This window comes from Phreatobacter sp., assembly GCF_051860605.1.
GTDB lineage: Bacteria > Pseudomonadota > Alphaproteobacteria > Rhizobiales > Phreatobacteraceae > Phreatobacter.
Window position 1 is genome coordinate 293831 of the sequence record NZ_JBHYDR010000006.1, and the last position, 16342, is coordinate 310172.

At 68.8% G+C, this 16342-nt stretch carries 18 protein-coding genes; 12 read left to right on the plus strand and 6 right to left on the minus strand.

Features of this window, described 5'->3' with window-relative positions; all coding sequences use genetic code 11:
* Nucleotides 1–181 precede the first annotated feature (181 nt).
* The 3 genes from trxB (at nucleotide 182) to ACTIFS_RS13125 (ending at nucleotide 2898) form a co-directional block, all read left to right on the plus strand.
* Nucleotides 182–1144 (plus strand): thioredoxin-disulfide reductase, encoded by a 963-nt coding sequence (gene trxB / locus ACTIFS_RS13115; RefSeq protein ID WP_439574554.1) that lies wholly within the window; start codon nucleotides 182–184, stop codon nucleotides 1142–1144.
* A 32-nt stretch (nucleotides 1145–1176) separates the two neighbouring features.
* Nucleotides 1177–2067: a LysR family transcriptional regulator gene (locus tag ACTIFS_RS13120; RefSeq protein ID WP_439574555.1), complete on the plus strand. Its 891-nt coding sequence runs from the start codon at nucleotides 1177–1179 to the stop codon at nucleotides 2065–2067.
* 117 nt (nucleotides 2068–2184) lie between these two features.
* Complete coding sequence (locus ACTIFS_RS13125) at nucleotides 2185–2898, plus strand: hypothetical protein (protein ID WP_439574556.1); 714 nt, start codon at nucleotides 2185–2187, stop codon at nucleotides 2896–2898.
* Nucleotides 2899–2910: 12 nt separating this feature from the next.
* Here the strand turns inward: ACTIFS_RS13125 and ACTIFS_RS13130 are convergent, their stop codons facing one another.
* A complete protein-coding gene (locus ACTIFS_RS13130; protein ID WP_439574557.1) occupies nucleotides 2911–3198 on the minus strand; it encodes an accessory factor UbiK family protein in 288 nt (95 codons plus the stop codon).
* Between the two features lie 33 nt (nucleotides 3199–3231).
* Between ACTIFS_RS13130 and lgt the strand changes: the two genes are divergently transcribed.
* The 4 genes from lgt to ACTIFS_RS13150 all read left to right on the plus strand — a co-directional run bounded on the left by lgt (nucleotide 3232) and on the right by ACTIFS_RS13150 (nucleotide 6916).
* Nucleotides 3232–4134 carry a prolipoprotein diacylglyceryl transferase gene (gene lgt / locus ACTIFS_RS13135; protein WP_439574558.1) on the plus strand — a complete coding sequence of 301 codons (903 nt, stop codon included), beginning with the start codon at nucleotides 3232–3234 and terminating at the stop codon, nucleotides 4132–4134.
* Nucleotides 4131–5219, plus strand: coding sequence for a class I SAM-dependent methyltransferase (locus ACTIFS_RS13140; RefSeq protein ID WP_439574559.1), 1089 nt, complete (start codon nucleotides 4131–4133; stop codon nucleotides 5217–5219). The genes lgt and ACTIFS_RS13140 overlap by 4 nt, the downstream gene beginning before the upstream one ends.
* Nucleotides 5220–5330: 111 nt before the next feature.
* Nucleotides 5331–6152: a CoA transferase subunit A gene (locus tag ACTIFS_RS13145; protein WP_439574560.1), complete on the plus strand. Its 822-nt coding sequence runs from the start codon at nucleotides 5331–5333 to the stop codon at nucleotides 6150–6152.
* Complete coding sequence (locus ACTIFS_RS13150) at nucleotides 6149–6916, plus strand: CoA-transferase (RefSeq protein ID WP_439574561.1); 768 nt, start codon at nucleotides 6149–6151, stop codon at nucleotides 6914–6916. Before ACTIFS_RS13145 ends, ACTIFS_RS13150 begins: the two co-directional genes overlap by 4 nt.
* A 6-nt stretch (nucleotides 6917–6922) precedes the next feature.
* On the opposite strand, the gene ACTIFS_RS13155 is transcribed toward ACTIFS_RS13150, so the two are convergent.
* The 3 genes from ACTIFS_RS13155 to ACTIFS_RS13165 form a co-directional block, all read right to left on the minus strand.
* Nucleotides 6923–8038, minus strand: a complete 1116-nt coding sequence (locus ACTIFS_RS13155; protein ID WP_439574562.1) for an enolase C-terminal domain-like protein — start codon at nucleotides 8036–8038, stop codon at nucleotides 6923–6925.
* Entirely contained in the window at nucleotides 8035–9996 is a 1962-nt protein-coding gene (locus tag ACTIFS_RS13160) for a TRAP transporter permease (RefSeq protein WP_439574563.1), read from the minus strand. The genes ACTIFS_RS13155 and ACTIFS_RS13160 overlap by 4 nt, the downstream gene beginning before the upstream one ends.
* A gap of 100 nt (nucleotides 9997–10096) precedes the next feature.
* Nucleotides 10097–11077, minus strand: a complete 981-nt coding sequence (locus ACTIFS_RS13165; protein WP_439574564.1) for a TAXI family TRAP transporter solute-binding subunit — start codon at nucleotides 11075–11077, stop codon at nucleotides 10097–10099.
* A 349-nt stretch (nucleotides 11078–11426) separates the two neighbouring features.
* Between ACTIFS_RS13165 and ACTIFS_RS13170 the strand changes: the two genes are divergently transcribed.
* From ACTIFS_RS13170 to ACTIFS_RS13190, 5 genes are all read left to right on the plus strand, one after another.
* Nucleotides 11427–11639 carry a cold-shock protein gene (locus ACTIFS_RS13170; protein ID WP_439574565.1) on the plus strand — a complete coding sequence of 71 codons (213 nt, stop codon included), beginning with the start codon at nucleotides 11427–11429 and terminating at the stop codon, nucleotides 11637–11639.
* 130 nt (nucleotides 11640–11769) lie between these two features.
* Complete coding sequence (locus ACTIFS_RS13175) at nucleotides 11770–12024, plus strand: hypothetical protein (protein WP_439574566.1); 255 nt, start codon at nucleotides 11770–11772, stop codon at nucleotides 12022–12024.
* 32 nt (nucleotides 12025–12056) lie between these two features.
* Nucleotides 12057–12374: a 30S ribosomal protein S21 gene (rpsU, locus tag ACTIFS_RS13180; protein WP_439574567.1), complete on the plus strand. Its 318-nt coding sequence runs from the start codon at nucleotides 12057–12059 to the stop codon at nucleotides 12372–12374.
* A 127-nt stretch (nucleotides 12375–12501) separates the two neighbouring features.
* Nucleotides 12502–13269 carry a peptidoglycan editing factor PgeF gene (pgeF, locus tag ACTIFS_RS13185; protein ID WP_439574568.1) on the plus strand — a complete coding sequence of 256 codons (768 nt, stop codon included), beginning with the start codon at nucleotides 12502–12504 and terminating at the stop codon, nucleotides 13267–13269.
* Between the two features lie 124 nt (nucleotides 13270–13393).
* Nucleotides 13394–14344 (plus strand): ribose-phosphate pyrophosphokinase, encoded by a 951-nt coding sequence (locus ACTIFS_RS13190; RefSeq protein ID WP_439574569.1) that lies wholly within the window; start codon nucleotides 13394–13396, stop codon nucleotides 14342–14344.
* A 7-nt stretch (nucleotides 14345–14351) separates the two neighbouring features.
* On the opposite strand, the gene ACTIFS_RS13195 is transcribed toward ACTIFS_RS13190, so the two are convergent.
* Both ACTIFS_RS13195 and ACTIFS_RS13200 read right to left on the minus strand, forming a co-directional pair.
* Entirely contained in the window at nucleotides 14352–14945 is a 594-nt protein-coding gene (locus tag ACTIFS_RS13195; RefSeq protein WP_439574570.1) for an NAD(P)H-dependent oxidoreductase, read from the minus strand.
* 29 nt (nucleotides 14946–14974) lie between these two features.
* Entirely contained in the window at nucleotides 14975–16312 is a 1338-nt protein-coding gene (locus tag ACTIFS_RS13200) for a vWA domain-containing protein (protein ID WP_439574571.1), read from the minus strand.
* Between the last annotated feature and the right edge of the window lie 30 nt (nucleotides 16313–16342).

Genomic DNA, 16342 nt, shown 5'->3' on the forward strand with positions numbered 1-16342 from the left:
GCGACCGTTTGCCCATGACTCATTTGAATCATTGAATATTTTCATCAACGCATTTTGTCGGCAAATTGCGAAGGTCGATGGAATGAGCCTTGCGCAAGGCGCATAGCTCCCCCTAAACTCTTGGTCTCCGGGCAGATTCCGCCCCCCACTCCCCCGTTGCTCCCCAAAGGCCGGCACCGTCATGGGAATCCATCACGAGCGCGTCGTCATCATCGGCTCCGGGCCGGCTGGCTACACGGCCGCCATCTATGCCGCGCGCGCAATGCTTAAGCCGGTCATGATCCAGGGCATCCAGCCGGGCGGACAGCTGACCATCACCACCGATGTGGAGAACTATCCCGGTTTCGCCGACGTCATCCAGGGCCCCTGGCTGATGGAGCAGATGGAGAAGCAGGCAGCCCATGTCGGCACCCGCATCGTCTCCGACCATGTGGCGAAGGTGGACCTGAAGACCCGTCCGTTCCGGCTCGAATGCGAGTCGGGCGACATCTACATGGCCGATGCGCTGATCATCTGCACGGGCGCGCAGGCGAAATGGCTGGAGCTGCCCTCCGAGCAGGCGTTCCGCGGCTTCGGCGTCTCGGCCTGCGCCACCTGCGACGGCTTCTTCTACCGCGGCAAGGAGGTCGTGGTGGTGGGTGGCGGCAACACCGCCGTCGAGGAAGCGCTGTTCCTGACCAATTTCGCCTCGAAGGTCACGGTCGTGCATCGCCGTGACGCGTTCAAGGCCGAGAAGATCCTGCAGGAGCGGCTGTTCGCCCATCCGAAGATCGAGGTGGTCTGGGACCATGCGCTCGACGAGGTGATCGGCCGCGAGAATCCGGCCGTCGTCACCCGCGTGCGCCTGAAGAATGTCAGGACCGGCGAGACCCAGGAGCGGCCCGTGGACGGGGTGTTCATCGCCATCGGCCATGCGCCGGCGGTCGAGCTCTTCGCCGGCCAGCTGCGCCACAAGCCTTCGGGCTATCTGTGGACCGCGCCCGACTCCACGGCCACCGACGTGCCCGGCGTGTTCGCCGCAGGCGACGTCACCGACGATATCTACCGGCAGGCGGTCACCGCTGCCGGAATGGGCTGCATGGCCGCACTGGAAGCCGAACGGTTCCTCGCACACCACGCGACGACCCGCGCGGCGGCCGAATAGGCGCCACGGGCGCCCGGCCAAAGGGGGAAGCGATGGACTGGGACAAGCTGAGGATTTTCCACGCGGCCGCTGCGGCCGGCAGCTTCACGCACGCTGCCGACACACTGGGCCTGTCCCAGTCGGCGGTCTCGCGTCAGGTCTCCTCGCTGGAACAGGACCTGAAGGTGCCACTGTTTCACCGCCATGCGCGCGGCCTCGTCCTGACCGAACAGGGCGAACTGCTCTATCACACGGCGCAGGACGTGCTGATGAAGCTCGAGAGCGCCAAGGTGAAGCTCACCGATTCCAAGGAGCGTCCGAACGGCGAGCTGAAGGTGACCACGACCGTCGGCCTTGGCACCGCCTGGCTCGCGCCGCGCCTCGGCGAGTTCCTCGACCTCTATCCCGACATCCAGATCAAGATGATCCTCACCGACGAGGAACTGGACCTGTCGATGCGCGAGGCCGATGTCGGCATCCGCGTGCGCCAGCCCGTGCAGCCGGACCTGATCCAGCGCAAGCTGTTCCAGATCAAGTTCCACGCCTTCGCCCATTCCGACTACGTCAAGCGCAACGGCACGCCCAAGGTCGGGCCCGATCTCGACGGCCACCGCCTGCTGGCCTTCGGCGGCCGGGCGCCGAACTACATGCAGAACCTCACCTGGCTTGCCACGGCCGGCCGCAACGGCATGCCGCCGCGCGCATTCGCCATGACCATCAACAACATTTCCGGTCTGGTGGCGGCGGTGGAGAACGGCATCGGCATAGCCGTTCTGCCCGACTATCTGGTCCGCGACGGCTCCGGCCTGGTGCAGATCCTCGAGGACGAGGAGATGCCGGTGCTCGACGCCTGGTTCGTCTATCCGGAAGAGCTGAAGTCGGTCGCCCGCGTGCAGGTGTTCCGCGATTTCCTCGTCTCCAAGGCGCAGCGCTGGCCGGGCTGAGCACCGGTCAGGCGCCCATCACGGCTGCGTGGCGGAGGCTGCCGGCAGTTTCGGTCGGCCGCGCGCCCTGCTAGGTTTGTCGCGCAATTGCGAACGGGCTGAAGCCGGAGAATGTCCATGCGCCTGATCGATCGGCGGGCTGCCTTCGGCGCCATGTTGCCGCTGCTGGCCAGCCTGTTCGCCGTCGTCTGGGCCTATGCGACCGGGCTCACCGCGCGCGGCATCGATGAGGCCGTGGACTCGCCCTGGCTGATCCTCGGCGTCTATGCCGACCGCTTCCCGGTCTTCGCCTTCGCGATCGTCTTCGTGCTGGTCCGCCTGCTGGTCGGCGTCTTCGTGGCGCGCCGGCCGATGATCCTGTTCCGCCTCGTCCTGTTCGTGCCGGCGGTGGCGCTGGTGCTGGTGGCGACGCTCTATCCGACCTTCGGCGGCATCGTCGCCCGCGGCGCCTTCATGGGCGGCGGCTTCTCGCTGATCAATTCGGTGGTGGCCGGCGCCGGACCCGGCACGCTGCTCGGCGGCGCCGTGGCGGGGGCGACCCTCGCCCTCCTGGCCGGGCTTGCACGCGCCATCTTCGACTGGAGCTGGGGATGGACCCTGGGCAAGCCGATCCGGGCGATCCTCGCCCTTGCCGCCTGGGCGGCCATGGGTGCGATCCTCGCCTGGGGCTGGTCCGTGCTGGCGTCCGCCGGTGCGCAGTTCCCGCGCGCGCCGCTCACGCTGGTGGAGATGCTCGGCCTGCTTGTGCTGTTGATCGTTGCCACCATCCCGCAGATGCTGGTGGCGGCCATCGGCGACAAGGCGAAACGGCCGGTGGCGGCTGCCGCCTGACCGGCCTTCCGCTCACTTCTCGCCCTTCTCCGCCTTCTTTGGCTTTGAAGCCGCCTTCAGCATCTCCTCCAGCGCGGCGATGCGCTCCTTGAGCGCCTCGTTCTCCTCGCGCGCCTTCACCGCCATGTCGCGGACCGCCTCGAACTCCTCGCGGCTCGGCAGGTCGAGATCGCGCAGGAAGTGCTCGGCCTGGGTCTTCACGAAGGTATCGGCCTCCCGCTTCATGCCCTGCGCGAAGCCGGCGGCATCGGTGAGGAACTTGGCGAATTCATCGGCGATGCGGTCAGTGGTCTGGGTCATGGCGAAGGCTCCTGGTTCAGGCAGGGTATGGGCATGGCAGGGGCCGCGCGCAAGAGCCGAACCCGCAGCGCCGATCCGGCCGGCCGCCTTGACCTTGCCCCGCCCGGCAGGCACACCGCGCCCATGCCGGTGCTCGCCATCCCCTTTCCCGCCATCGATCCCGTCCTGATCCAGCTCGGCCCCTTCGCCATCCGCTGGTATGCCCTGGCCTATATCGGCGGCTTCCTGGCCGGCTGGTGGCTCGCCCGGCGCCTTGTCGCGACCGCCTCGCTCTGGCCGGAGAACCGCTCGCCGTTTCCGCCCGCCGCCATCGACGACGCCATTGTCTGGGCCGCACTCGTCGGCATTCTCGGGGGCCGCCTCGCCTTCGTCTTCATCTACAATTTCGACCATTACATCGCGAACCCCTCGCAGATCTTCGCCGTCTGGCAAGGCGGCATGGCCTTCCACGGCGGCATTGTCGGCTGCGTACTGGGCCTGTGGATCTATGCCCGCCGCAACGGCTATTCCTTCCCCGCCCTCATCGACCTTGCCGCCATCGTCGCGCCGCTCGGCATCGCGCTCGGCCGCATCGCCAATTTCGTCAATGGCGAACTGTGGGGCCGCGTTGCCGACGTGCCCTGGGCGGTGATCTTCCCCGGCGCCGGGCCGGAGCCCCGCCATCCGAGCCAGATCTATCAGGCCCTGACCGAGGGTCTCGTGCTGTTCGCGGTGCTGCTGCTCATCGCCCGCTCCGGCGGGCTGAAGCGCCCCGGCTTCATGGCCGGCTGTTTCGGCATCGGCTACGGCCTTGCCCGCGCCTTCGGTGAATTGTTCCGCCAGCCGGACCCGCAGCTCGGCTTCCTGTTCGCGGGCGCCACCATGGGCCAGTTGCTGTCGGTGCCGCTCGTCCTGGCAGGGCTCTGGCTGGTGCTGCGCTCCCGCCGGACCGCATGAGCACGGGCGACACGCCGCTCGGACGCGAGCTGAAGGACCTCATTGCGGCCGAGGGCCCAATCCCGGTTTCGCGCTACATGGCGCTCTGCCTCGGCCATCCGCGCCACGGCTATTACCGCGCCCGCGAGCCCTTCGGTGCGGCCGGCGATTTCGTCACGGCCCCCGAGATCAGCCAGGTCTTCGGCGAACTGATCGGCGCCTTCGCGGCGGCGACCTGGCAGGCCATGGGCCAGCCCTCCCCGCTGCGGCTCGTCGAGCTCGGCCCCGGCCGGGGCACGCTGATGGCCGACCTCCTGCGCGCTGCCCGGTCCATGCCGGACTTTGCCGGCGCCCTCGACATCCACCTGGTGGAAACCTCGCCGCGGCTGCGCGAGCACCAGCGCGAGGCGCTTCATGCCACCGGCGCCTCCGCATCGTGGCACGACGACCTCGAAACCGTGCCGGCGGGCGCGACAATCCTCGTCGCCAACGAGTTTCTCGATGCCCTGCCCGTCCGGCAACTGGTCATGACGGAGCGCGGCTGGCGCGAGCGGGTCGTTGGGCTGGATGCCGGGGGCGCCTTCGCCTTCGGCCTCGCCCCCGATCCGCTGCCGCCGGCACTGGTGCCCGAGCCCCTGCGACAGGCGCCGGCCGGCAGCGTCTTCGAGCTCTGCCCGGCCTTTTCGGCGATCGCGGACGCTCTCGCCGCCCGTGCCGCCGCTGGCCCGCTGGCCGCGCTGTTCATCGACTATGGCCACCTGGCGTCGGCCCATGGCGAGACGCTGCAGGCGGTGAAGGCCCATGCCTTCGCGGACCCGCTGGCCGAACCGGGCCACGCCGACCTCACGGCCCATGTCGACTTCGCTGCCTTCGCGCGGACCATGACGACGGCTGGACTTGACGTCGCCCCGCCGCTCACCCAGCGCGACCTGCTGTTCCGCCTCGGGCTTGCCGCCCGGGCCGAGGCGCTGGCGCGCGCCAATCCGGCCGCCTTCGAGACGATCCGGTCGGGTGTCGAGCGGCTGGTCGATCCGGCACCCGCCGGCATGGGCGCCCTGTTCAAGGCCGTGCTGGTCCATTCGCCCGGACTTCGGCCCGTCTGGTAGGACGCCGGGGGGCGAATTGCTCCTGCCCGAAAGGCCCCCTGCGGCACCGGGGCCGGCTCTGGCATAGTGTGGCCGCAGCCCGTCGGCAGGACCGGGCACAGGGAGGCCGCCATGAGCACCATCCTCACCCTCGATGAGATCGCCGCCGCGATTCCCGACGGCGCGAAGCTCGCTCTGCCGGTCGACTATGCCGGCGTCTCCATGGCGCTGACGCGGCCGATCATCGCCCGCGCGCCGCAGCGCCTGCATATCGTCTGCCTGCCGACCGGCGGCATGCAGCCCGACATGCTGATCGGCGCGGGGCTGGTCGCCACCATCGAGACCAGCGCCATGACGCTCGGCGAGGCGGGTGGTGCGCCCTGCTTCCAGCGCGCCGTCAAGGACGGCTCCATCCGCGTCATGGACGGCACCTGCCCGGCCGTCCATGCCGGCTTCCTGGCGGCCCAGAAGGGCGTGCCCTTCGCCACCCTGCGCGGCATGATCGGCACCGACCTGCTCGCCAACCGACCGGACTGGAAGGTGATCCAGAACCCCTTCGCGGACGCGCCGGACCCGATCGTCGCCATTCCGGCCATCCGCCCGGACGTCACCGTCTTCCACTGCCCCTTCGCCGACCGCGACGGCAATGTCTGGGTCGGCCGGCGCCGGGAACTGGCGAGCCTCGCCTATGCCTCCGAGCGCACATTCGTGACGGTGGAGCGCATCGTCGAGGACAGCCTGTTCGCCGACGAGACGCTGGCCGCAGGCGCCCTGCCCGCGCTCTATGTCGAGGGCATCGCGCTCGCCCCCGGCGGGGCCGCCCCCATCGGCCTGTGGAACGAATATCCCGCCGACATGGCCGCGATCCGGACCTATGCCGAAGCCGCCCGCAGCCGGGAAGGCTTCCGCGCCTTCCTCGACGGCGCCGACCGCGTGCTGGAGGTCGCGCGGTGAGCCCAGTCCTGCCGCGTGAGCGCCTGATCGTCAGCATTGCCGGCCTGCTGGAGGGCGTCCGCCACGTCGCTGTCGGCGCCTCCTCACCGATCCCGGCGGCCGGCGCCATGCTGCTGCGGGCGCTCGCCGAGCGCGACGGCCGCCCGCGGGTGCGCATCTCCATCCTCGGCTCGCGCGAGAACAACTTCTTCACCAACGGTTCGGTGGAGCTGTTCGACTGCGCCGGACAGGGCCGGATCGACGCCTTCTTCCTCGGCGGCGGCCAGATCGACGGCGAGGCGAATATCAACCTGGTCGGCACCGGCGACTATCCGGCAACGCCGGTTCGCTGGCCCGGCTCCTTCGGCTCCAGCTATCTCTATTTCGTCGTCCCGCGGGTGATCCTGTTCCGCGAGGAACATTCCCCGCGCGTCTTCGTCGAAAAGGTCGATTTCGTGTCCGCCCCCGGCACCAGCGAGGCTGGCACCTACCGATCCGGCGGGCCGCATGCGCTGCTGACGAGCCTCGCGCTGTTCGCCTTCGACAAGGACAGGCGCCGCTTCCGCCTGACCTCGGTCCATCCCGGCCACACGCTGGAGGAGGTTATCGCGGCCACCGGCTTTGCCTTCGACCACGACGGACAGGCCGCCGAAACGCCCGATCCGGATGCCGACATCCTGGCGCTGCTGCGCGGGCGCGTGCTCGGGGAGCTTGCCGAGACCTATCCGGAATTCGCCCGTGGCCTTGCCAGCGAACTGGCCGGTCCGAACGCTCAGGTTGCCTGACGCGGCCTAGCCGCGGCTTTCCACCGTGACGCCGGCAAGGGCTGCCTCGTTCACGGCGATGCCGAGCCCCGTTCCCTCCGGCAGCCAGGACGCGCCGGCCTCCAGCCGCACCGGCTGCGCAAGGATCTCCGTGCCGAGCACGAAGGCGGAGGTGTAATATTCCGCGCCCAGCGTCATGGCGGGCGTCGAGGCGGCGAAATGGATGCCGGCGGTCAGGGCGATGCCGGCCTCATACATGGTGCCGCCATAGCAGGGCATGCCGGCCGCGCCTGCAATGGCGGCGATCGCCCTGGCCTTCGCGAACGAGCCCGCCTTCATCAGCTTGATCGAGATGGCGTCGGCAAAGCGCGCGCGGGCGCATTCCACCGCCTCCTCCGGCGAAAACACGCTCTCGTCGGCGAGGATCGGCGTGTCGAGAGCGCGGGTGATCTCGGCCATCGCATCGCGCCGGTCGCGCGCCACCGGCTGCTCGATGAAGGCCGGGCGGAAGGCCTCCACGTCGCGGAGCGTGCGGATGGCGTCCACCGTCTCCAGCCCCTGATTGTAGTCGACCCGCAGCGAGGCATCCGCAGGCAGGATGGCGGTCAGCCGCTCCAGCCGTCTCAGGTCCTCGGCATGGGTGGAAAAGCCGGTCTTGACCTTGAACAGCCGCACGCCCTCGGCCAGCCGCGACCGGGCAAAATCCAGATCGGCGTCGAAATCCGGATCGGCGATGGAGACGGAGAGCGGGATGTTTCGACGGAACACCCCGCCGAGCAGGTCGGCAACCGGCACCCCGGCCAACTGGCCGCGCAAATCCTGCAGCGCCATGTCGAGCGCCATCTTGGCCTCCGGATGGCCGACAAGAACGCGGTCGGCTTCCGCCATGATGCGTGCCGCCTCGGCCGGCGCGCGGCCGATGACCAGCGGACGCAGATAGACGTCGAGCGCCGAAACCGCCGCTTCCGCCGTGCCGGAAAACACCGACCACGGCGCAGCCTCTCCCCAGCCGGTCAGGCCCTCGCGCGTCTGCAGCGAGACGATGACCCCCGGCAGCGTGTCGGCGATGTCGCCGACACCGTGCTTGCGCGTCATCTTCAGCGGCCAGCGAACCAGCCGGATCTGCAATCTGTCGATAGTCATCGGGAGGAGATTTCCTTGCCCAGCCGGGCCTCGGCACGCACGGACGCCTCATCAGCGAGGATGATGTCTTCCCGTCCGGCCGCCGCCTTCTGGAAGAGGTAGAGGCCAACGCACACGAGAATGGCGATGGCGAGCCGCCACCAGGCGGGCACGGCATCGACCAGCACCAGCGCAACGCCCAGCGGCACCAGTACGAAGCGCAGGATCGTCGGCACCGGCGCCCGGAAGAACCCGAAGAAGCCGGCGGCCATCAGGGTCAGCGCCGCCGCGTTGACGGTGAACTCGCTGACGAATTCGTGCCAGGTGTCCTGCATCAGCAGCGAGTTGGAATGCAGGTAGGAGAAGCCGATGAGGAAGCCGGCGATCGCCAGCCGGAAGGCCGTGACACCCGCCGCCATCGGACTGCACCGCGCGATCGACGCGGCCGCATAGGAGGCGACCGAGACCGGCGGCGTCGCATCGGCGAGGATCGAGAAGTAGAAGACGAACATGTGCGAGGCCAGCACCGGCACGCCGAACTGCTGCAGGATCGGCGCGCCGATGGCCGCCCCGATGATGTAGGCGGCCGTCGTCGGCACGCCCATGCCGAGGATCAGCACCGTCAGCGCCACCAGGAAGCCGGCCATGTAGAGGCTGTCGCCGGCAAGGCCGGTCACCACGGTCGAGAAGGAGATGACCATGCCGGTGACGGTCAGGCAGGCGACGAACATGCCCGCGCCCGCGCAGGCGAGCGCGACCACCACCATGTTGCGCCCGCCGGCTGCCAGCATCCGCACGAGGTCGCGCGGATAGAGCCGCGTATGGGTCCGCAGCCACGAGGCCGGCAGCACCGCGACAATGCCCCAGAAGGCCGCGAAGGTGGGCGAATAGCCCATCACCATGGTGCCGATCATGACGAAGACCGGGATGAGCAGGTGCATGTCGCGCAGCACCTCGCCCCAGGTCGGGATTTCCGAGGGATCGCAGCCGGCGAGCCTGAGCTTGCGCGCCTCGAAATGCACGCTGATGAGGATCATGAAGACATAGAGCATCGACCCGGCAAGGGCCGCCAGCGCGATGGTCTGGTAGGGGATGTTGGTGATCTCGGCCATGACGAAGGCGCCGGCCCCCATGACCGGCGGCATGATCTGCCCGCCGACGGAGGCCGCCGCCTCGGTGCCGGCGGCGAAGGCCGGCCGGTAGCCGTTGCGGATCATGGCGGGGATGGTGAAGGAGCCGGTCGTGAACACGTTGGCGACCGACGACCCGGAGATCGTGCCGAATAGGCCGGAGGAGACAACCGCCACCTTGGCCGGCCCGCCCGCCTGCCGTCCGGCCGCTGCCATGCCGAGATTGTGGAACAGACGGCCGACGCCCGAGCCCTCGATGAAGGCGCCGAAGATGATGAACATGGCGACCATGGTCGCCGAGATGCCGGTGATCGACCCGTAGATGCCCATCGAATTGAACAGATACATCGTCTCGATGATCTGGCTCGTCGGGATGTCGCGGAAATGCAGGATGCCCGGCATGTATTCCGTGACGAACAGATAGACCATGCCGATGGAGACCAGCAGGGCAAGCGCCGGTGCTACGGCCCGCCTGAGCGCCTCGATGATGAGGACGATGGCCAGCGCCCCCAGCCAGAACTCGACGGGGAAGACCGGATCCACCGTCTCGAAGCGCAAGTTGATGATCGAGGCGCAATAGGCCCCGCCATTGGCGCAGGAATAGGAATAGAGGCTCGGCAGCACGGCGAGCGCCGACAGCACGCCGTCCAGGAGCGTCGGCCGGTCCTTCGGGGAGCCAGCCGTGGCCGGATAGAGAATGAAGGCCAGCGGCAGCAGCAGAAGCAGGTGGACGGAGCGCTGCTCGCGCGGCTCCAGGAAGCCGAAGCCGCCGGTCCACAGGTGGAACAGCGCGGCGGCAACGGCAACTGCTCCCGCCAGCCAGAAGACGGGGCCCTTCAGGAGGCGCATCGGATCAGTCCGGGGTCACGGCAGGACGCCAAGTCGGAATGCGAATGAAGCAAGGCCCGGGCCGGGAGGCCCGGGCCTGCTGGACGGACCGGATGACCGTTCAGCCCTGGACCCAGCCGCGCTCGCGATAGTAGCGCAGGGCACCCGGATGAACCGGGACCGGCCGGTTGGCCACCGCCGTCTCGCAGCGATAGTCCTTCAGCGAGGCGTGGATGCGCGGCAGATCGGCGACGTTCTCGCAGATCGCCTTGGTGATCTTGTAGACGATGTCCTCGGACACGTCGGACGAGGTCACGAGCGTCGTCGCCATGACCAGCGTGCGCACCTCGCGCGTGCCCTGGAACCGCGGATAGGTGCCGGGCGGAATGACGCCGGAGCCCATGCCGTGGCGCTGCTTGAAGCCGTCCAGCACCTCCTGCGGGATGTCCAGCAGTTCGCCGTCGCGGCCCGTCGCCATGTCGACCACCGCCGAACCGGGCAGGCCCAGGGCGAAGAAGGCATAGTCGAGCTGGTTGTCGCGATAGGCGGCGGCAAGGTCGGCATAGGCGGTGAGCTGGAAGCGCCAGCCGCGGGCGCGCAGGCTGTCATAGGTCTGGCCGTACAGGGCGAGCAGCCAGCGCAGCGCGATCTCGTCGGTCGCGCCATTGTTGGCCCCGCCGAAGCGGATGTTGCGGCCCTCGCGGAACAGCGTCGGGATGTCCATGGTCTGGCCCGGCGCGCGGATGAAGTGATAGGGCGTGTCGCCGAAGGACTGGCCGATCATGCGCAGCTTGTCCGCCGCCGGGCGACCCTGATAGGTGCCGGTGCCGGCCGCCGCCATGGCCGCGAAGATGTCAATGGACATGGCCATCTGGGCCTGGCCCTGCTGGACCGCAACGGGATTGGCCGCGCCGCCGCCGGGAACGGCCTTGACGGTGAGACCGGGCACCTTGTCCTCGAGGAGCTTGGCCGCGCCCGAGACGATCGTGTACCAGCCACCGCCGATCGAGCCGCCGCGCCACTCGATGGTCTGCGCCTGGACGGCACCCGCGCCGAACACCATGGCGGCGAGCCCCGCCGCCGCGATAAACCGATTCAACATCCCACTCCACCTCTGGTTCGCGGGCCGTACCGCCCGTCTGTGAAGCGCCAACTCTAGCCCGGAGCACGGGGCTGGCAACGGCTTTCCGGCATGGGTGGCGCGACGGCAGCAGCTACGGATGGCCGCAGCCGGCCAGCAGCGAAAGCACCGGATTTCTGCCCGGTAAAGATATTCCTTGATTTTTCCGGCCCGGCAGGATATCTAACCCCCACGTTTCGGCCGTTCTTTTTTGGCCCCGCGTCGCACAGTCGGCGCACCGCTCTCAAAAGCTCTTCGCAAACGTGAAACCAACTACTCGTGCGTGACGCGGGTCGTTTATCTTAAGCTCGCTCCGCGAAAGGACTATCCTATGCAGACCGGAACCGTGAAGTGGTTCAATTCCCAGAAGGGCTTCGGCTTTATCCAGCCGGATGCCGGGGGCAGTGACGTGTTCGTTCACATCAGCGCCGTCGAGCGCGCTGGCCTCTACGGCCTCAACGAAGGCCAGAAGATCTCTTTCGAGGTCGTGGCCGACCGTCGGTCGGGCAAGTCCTCGGCTGACAATCTGAAGGCCGTCGACTGACGCAATTCGGACAGCCCGACCGACCGCGGATGAACCGGCGGTTGGTGCAGTCCAGCGAGGCGGGTTCGCACCCTGTGATGGGCGCGGCCCCGCTCTGGCCCTGTTGGGCCTCAGCCATAGGAAGTGTGTCATGCGTGCAACGAGCCATCGCGACGATCCCAACCGGCTCTTCATGTTCCGGTCAGGATCGAAGGATCTGCTGTTTGGCTTCGCATCCGACGCGCGCGGCGGCAACCTTCCTGAGAAATTCGGTCCCTGGACCAATGTCGGCGTCGTCCGCGGCGACCAGAAGCCGCCGCACGGATTGAGCCGCACGGCCATCGAGGCTGGAATTGCCGAGAACGGCTTCCAGCTCTGGCGCAAGAAGCCGGCCGTGCCGGCCTGAACCGATTCTTTTGACTTTCGACCGGAGACGACATGCAGGTTCTCGTTCGCGACAACAATGTTGATCAGGCGCTGCGCGTCCTGAAGAAGAAGATGCAGCGTGAAGGCATTTTCCGCGAGATGAAGCAGCGCAAGGCCTACGAGAAGCCGTCCGAGCGCAAGAACCGCGAGAAGGCCGAGGCCGTGCGCCGCGCCCGCAAGGCCGCCCGCAAGCAGGCCCAGCGTGACGGTCTCCTGCCCGCTCCCAAGCCGAAGCCGCGTCCCGAGCGCCGCCCGCGTCCCGGTGCCCCGATGGCCGCCGGCCAGGCGCCTTCGGCTCCCGGCGCCGCCGCCCCGGCCCGCCAGTTCTGAGACTGGCCCTGCCAGACACCCATCCGGACGACCAGGGCGCGCCCGCAAGGCGCGCCTTTTCGTTTGTGATCCCTGCCTCGGACGGCACCGTTTGACAGGACGCCGCGAAGCGGCTTTGGCTGACGGGATGCAGGTCACAGCCCCCTCCCTCGCAGCCCTTCCCGGCATCCGCCACGCCTTCTTCACCCGGCAGGGCGGCGTCTCCTCGGGCATCTATGGCTCGCTCAATGCCGGCCTCGGCTCCAACGACAGCCAGGACAATGTCCGCGAGAACCGCCGGCGCATGGCCGAATCGCTCGGCGTCACGGCCGATGCCCTCATCTCCTGCTTCCAGATTCATTCGCCCGACGTGGTCGTGGCCGACCGCCCTCATGCGGGCGGCGACCGCCCGCGGGCCGATGCGGTCGTGTCGGCAACGCCCGGCATCGCCTGCGGGGTGGCCACCGCCGATTGCGGCCCGGTCCTGTTCGCAGACCCCCGGGCCGGCGTGGTCGGTGCCGCCCATGCCGGCTGGAAGGGCGCGCTGTCGGGCGTCCTGGAGGCGACCATCGGCGCCATGGAGGGGCTCGGCGCAAGGCGCGGGTCCATGGTCGCAGCCATCGGCCCGCTGATTCGCCAGCCGAGCTATGAGGTGGGGGATGCCTTCGTCGCCCAGTTCACGGCCGCCGATGCCGGCCATGCCCGGTTCTTCGTGCCCGGGAAGCCCGGCCACGCCCAGTTCGACCTGCCGGGTTTCATCGCCCACCGGCTCGCGGCCGCCGGCATCACCGCCATCGAGGACCTCGGGCTCGACACCTATGCGGACGGGGAGCGCTTCTTCTCCTATCGCCGGGCGACCCACCGGAAGGAGCCGGACTATGGCCGGCACATCGCCGCGATCACGCTGGCAGGCTGAGGCGGACGAGTCACCCAACCGTCACACCTGTTGATGGGATGGCACACTTCCAGGCTGCGGCATTGTGGCGTCGGGATGCGGTTGCTATGACGGCGCCACCCTTGCCTCCGCCGAGACCTGCCTGATGTCGCGCAAACCCGGGATCAAGATCGTTGCCGGCAACTCCAACCGTCCGTTGGCCGAAGCGATCGGGTCCTACCTGAACACCCCGCTGACGAAGGCTTCGGTCCGGCGCTTCGCCGACATGGAGATCTTCGTCGAGATCCAGGAAAACGTGCGCGGCGAAGACGTCTATATCGTCCAGTCGACGTCCTTCCCGGCCAATGACCACCTGATGGAGGTGCTGATCATCTGCGACGCGCTGCGGCGGTCCTCGGCCAAGCGCATCACGGCGGTCATCCCCTATTTCGGCTATGCTCGACAGGACCGCCGGTCCGGCTCGCGCACGCCCATCTCGGCCAAGCTGGTGGCCAATCTCATCACCCGCGCCGGCGCCGACCGGGTCATGACGCTGGACCTGCATGCCGGCCAGATCCAGGGCTTCTTCGACATCCCGACCGACAACCTGTTCGCCGCGCCGCTGCTGGCCAAGGATATCCGGGACACCCGCGACATCTCGGACGTGATGGTCGTCTCGCCCGACGTCGGCGGCGTCGTCCGCGCCCGCGCGCTGGCCAAGCGCATCGACGCCCAGCTCGCCATTGTCGACAAGCGCCGCGAGCGCCCGGGCGAGAGCGAGGTGATGAACGTCATCGGCGATGTCGAAGGCAAGAGCTGCATCCTCGTCGACGACATCATCGATTCAGGCGGCACGCTGGTGAACGCCGCCGAGGCGCTGCTGGCCCGCGGCGCCAGGGACGTGTCCGCCTACATCACCCACGGCGTGCTGTCGGGCGGCGCCGTGGCGCGCATCACCGCCTCGAAGCTGAAGGAACTGGTCATCACCGATTCCATCCAGCCGACCGAGGCGGTGCGCGTGGCGCGCAACATCCGCACCCTGTCGGTCGCAAGCCTGATCGGCGAGGCGATCGCCCGCACGGCCACCGAGGAAAGCGTGTCAAGCCTGTTCGACTGAGGCGGGCTCAGCGCACACGTCCCAGCCGGTTCCCGACCTTCTCGAGAAACGCCTCGCGCTGCCCGGCGCTGGCCGTATCGATCTCGTGCAGCGCCAGCCACAGCGTCCGGCAGCGCGGATGGACGAGCGGCCGCAATCCCCTCAGCAGGGTCCGGCGACCGGGTTCGGACATGACGAAGCGCCACCACCACCACGGCGAACCCAGCGTGGACACGGCCGCCACCAGGCGGATATCGGTCAGAACGCGGCCGATGGGCCTGCCGTCCTCGGGCATGGTGAAGGTCGCATGCGGCACCCACACCCGGTCCAGCCAGCCCTTCAGCATGGCCGGCAGGCCATACCACCAGGTCGGATAGACGAAGAGCAGCCCCTCGGCCCGGCGCAGCGCGGCAAGATGTGCGGCAACCGGCTGCTCGTTCAGCCCCGGCGTGTGGTAGTCGCGCCGTTCCGCGGCCTCCATGACCGGGTTGAAGCCCTCGGCGTGAAGATCGACGACCTCCACCGTGTGGCCGGCGCCCGCCAGCGCGGCAACGGCCCGGTCGCGGATCGCGGCCGTGAAGCTCTCCGGGCAGGGATGGCAATAGACCAGCAGGATGCGCATTCAGCCCCCCGGAGCCGCAGCCCGGCCCCTCAGCGTGGCGGGCCGACCGTCACCCTTATGCGATGCAGCACCCTGCGGTCGATCTCCCGCGCCAGCACATAGCGCAGTTCATAGGTTCCCGGCTGGTCCGGTGCCGTCAGCGTCCCGGCGCCCTGGAGCGCATCGCCGGGCTCGATCGTTTCGTTCACGTCGAAATGGGCGAGCGCACCATCGGTGCCCTCATGTCCCGCCGGCACGATGTCGACCCAGTCACGGGCATTCGCCGGTCCCGCCCACAGAACCGTGATCTCCGCGCCGGGCGCCACCGGCCCGCGCACTTCCAGCGTCACCGGAAAGGTCGATGTGCCGAGAGGCAGATAGGGCCGGATCAGGCTCCGCACGCCCGGCTTCATGCCGGAGGCCCAGCCATCCTCCGGCCGCATCATGCCGAGGTCGAACTCGGCCGAGGAATTGTACATGTGGCAGCGCGCATGATCGACGAAATGACTGCCCTTCGGCTCGTAGCGCCAGGCGCCGCAGGCGCTGTCGGCGTCGCACTGGGCCCGGCACTGCGCGATCGTGCCCTCCGGCGGAAACGCCCGCTCGGCCGGATAGGGCATCGGCTCGCTGGTCGTACCGCCGGTCGGGGCCAGCGCCGCATCGGTCATCATCTCCCCGCCGGGAAAGTGGCGCGAGGTCTCGGGTTCGGGTGCCGGCGGCGGGGCGGCAGCCGCGGCAGGCGGGGCTCCGGCTGACGGCGCCGGAGCAGCCGCAACAACCTCGGCAAGGGCGCCCGCGAGCGCGCCCGCATCGCGCGCCTCGATATAGCGCCCGCCGGTATTGGCGGCGATGCAAGCGACCTGCGCGCCCTCGCGGCGGGTCAGGCCGAAGCCGATGACATGGGCGGTGAAGCTGACACCGGCCGCCTTCAGGTCGCTGGCCATCGCGCAGGGGTCGGCACTGCAGGTTTCGATCCCGTCGGTGATCAGGACGACGGTTGCGGGCTCCTCGGTGCTGCGCAGCGCCTCGGCCGCCTGCCTGAGCGATTCGGTCAGCGGCGTGCGGCCCTGGAAGCGCATGGCCGCCACGGCGTCGCGGATCGCGGCGGCCCCGCCGGCGGCCGGCGGCACGATCAACTCGATATCGGCGCAGTCGCCGCGGGAGCGGTGGCCATAGGCCATCAGGCCGAGGCGCCGGTTGGCCGGCATGGTCGCCAGGACCCGCGCCACGGTTTCGCGGGCGATCTCCAGCTTCGGCCGGCCGCCGATGCGGCCCCACATTGAGCCCGAACCGTCCATGATGATGAGGGTGGAGGCCTGCTGGGCGATGGCCGGGGTGGCGAGCGTGGAGAGGAGGGCCATGCCGGCCGCAACGAGCACTGTCCGCATGCGGTTGAGATCCTGTTCCTTGGCCGAAAC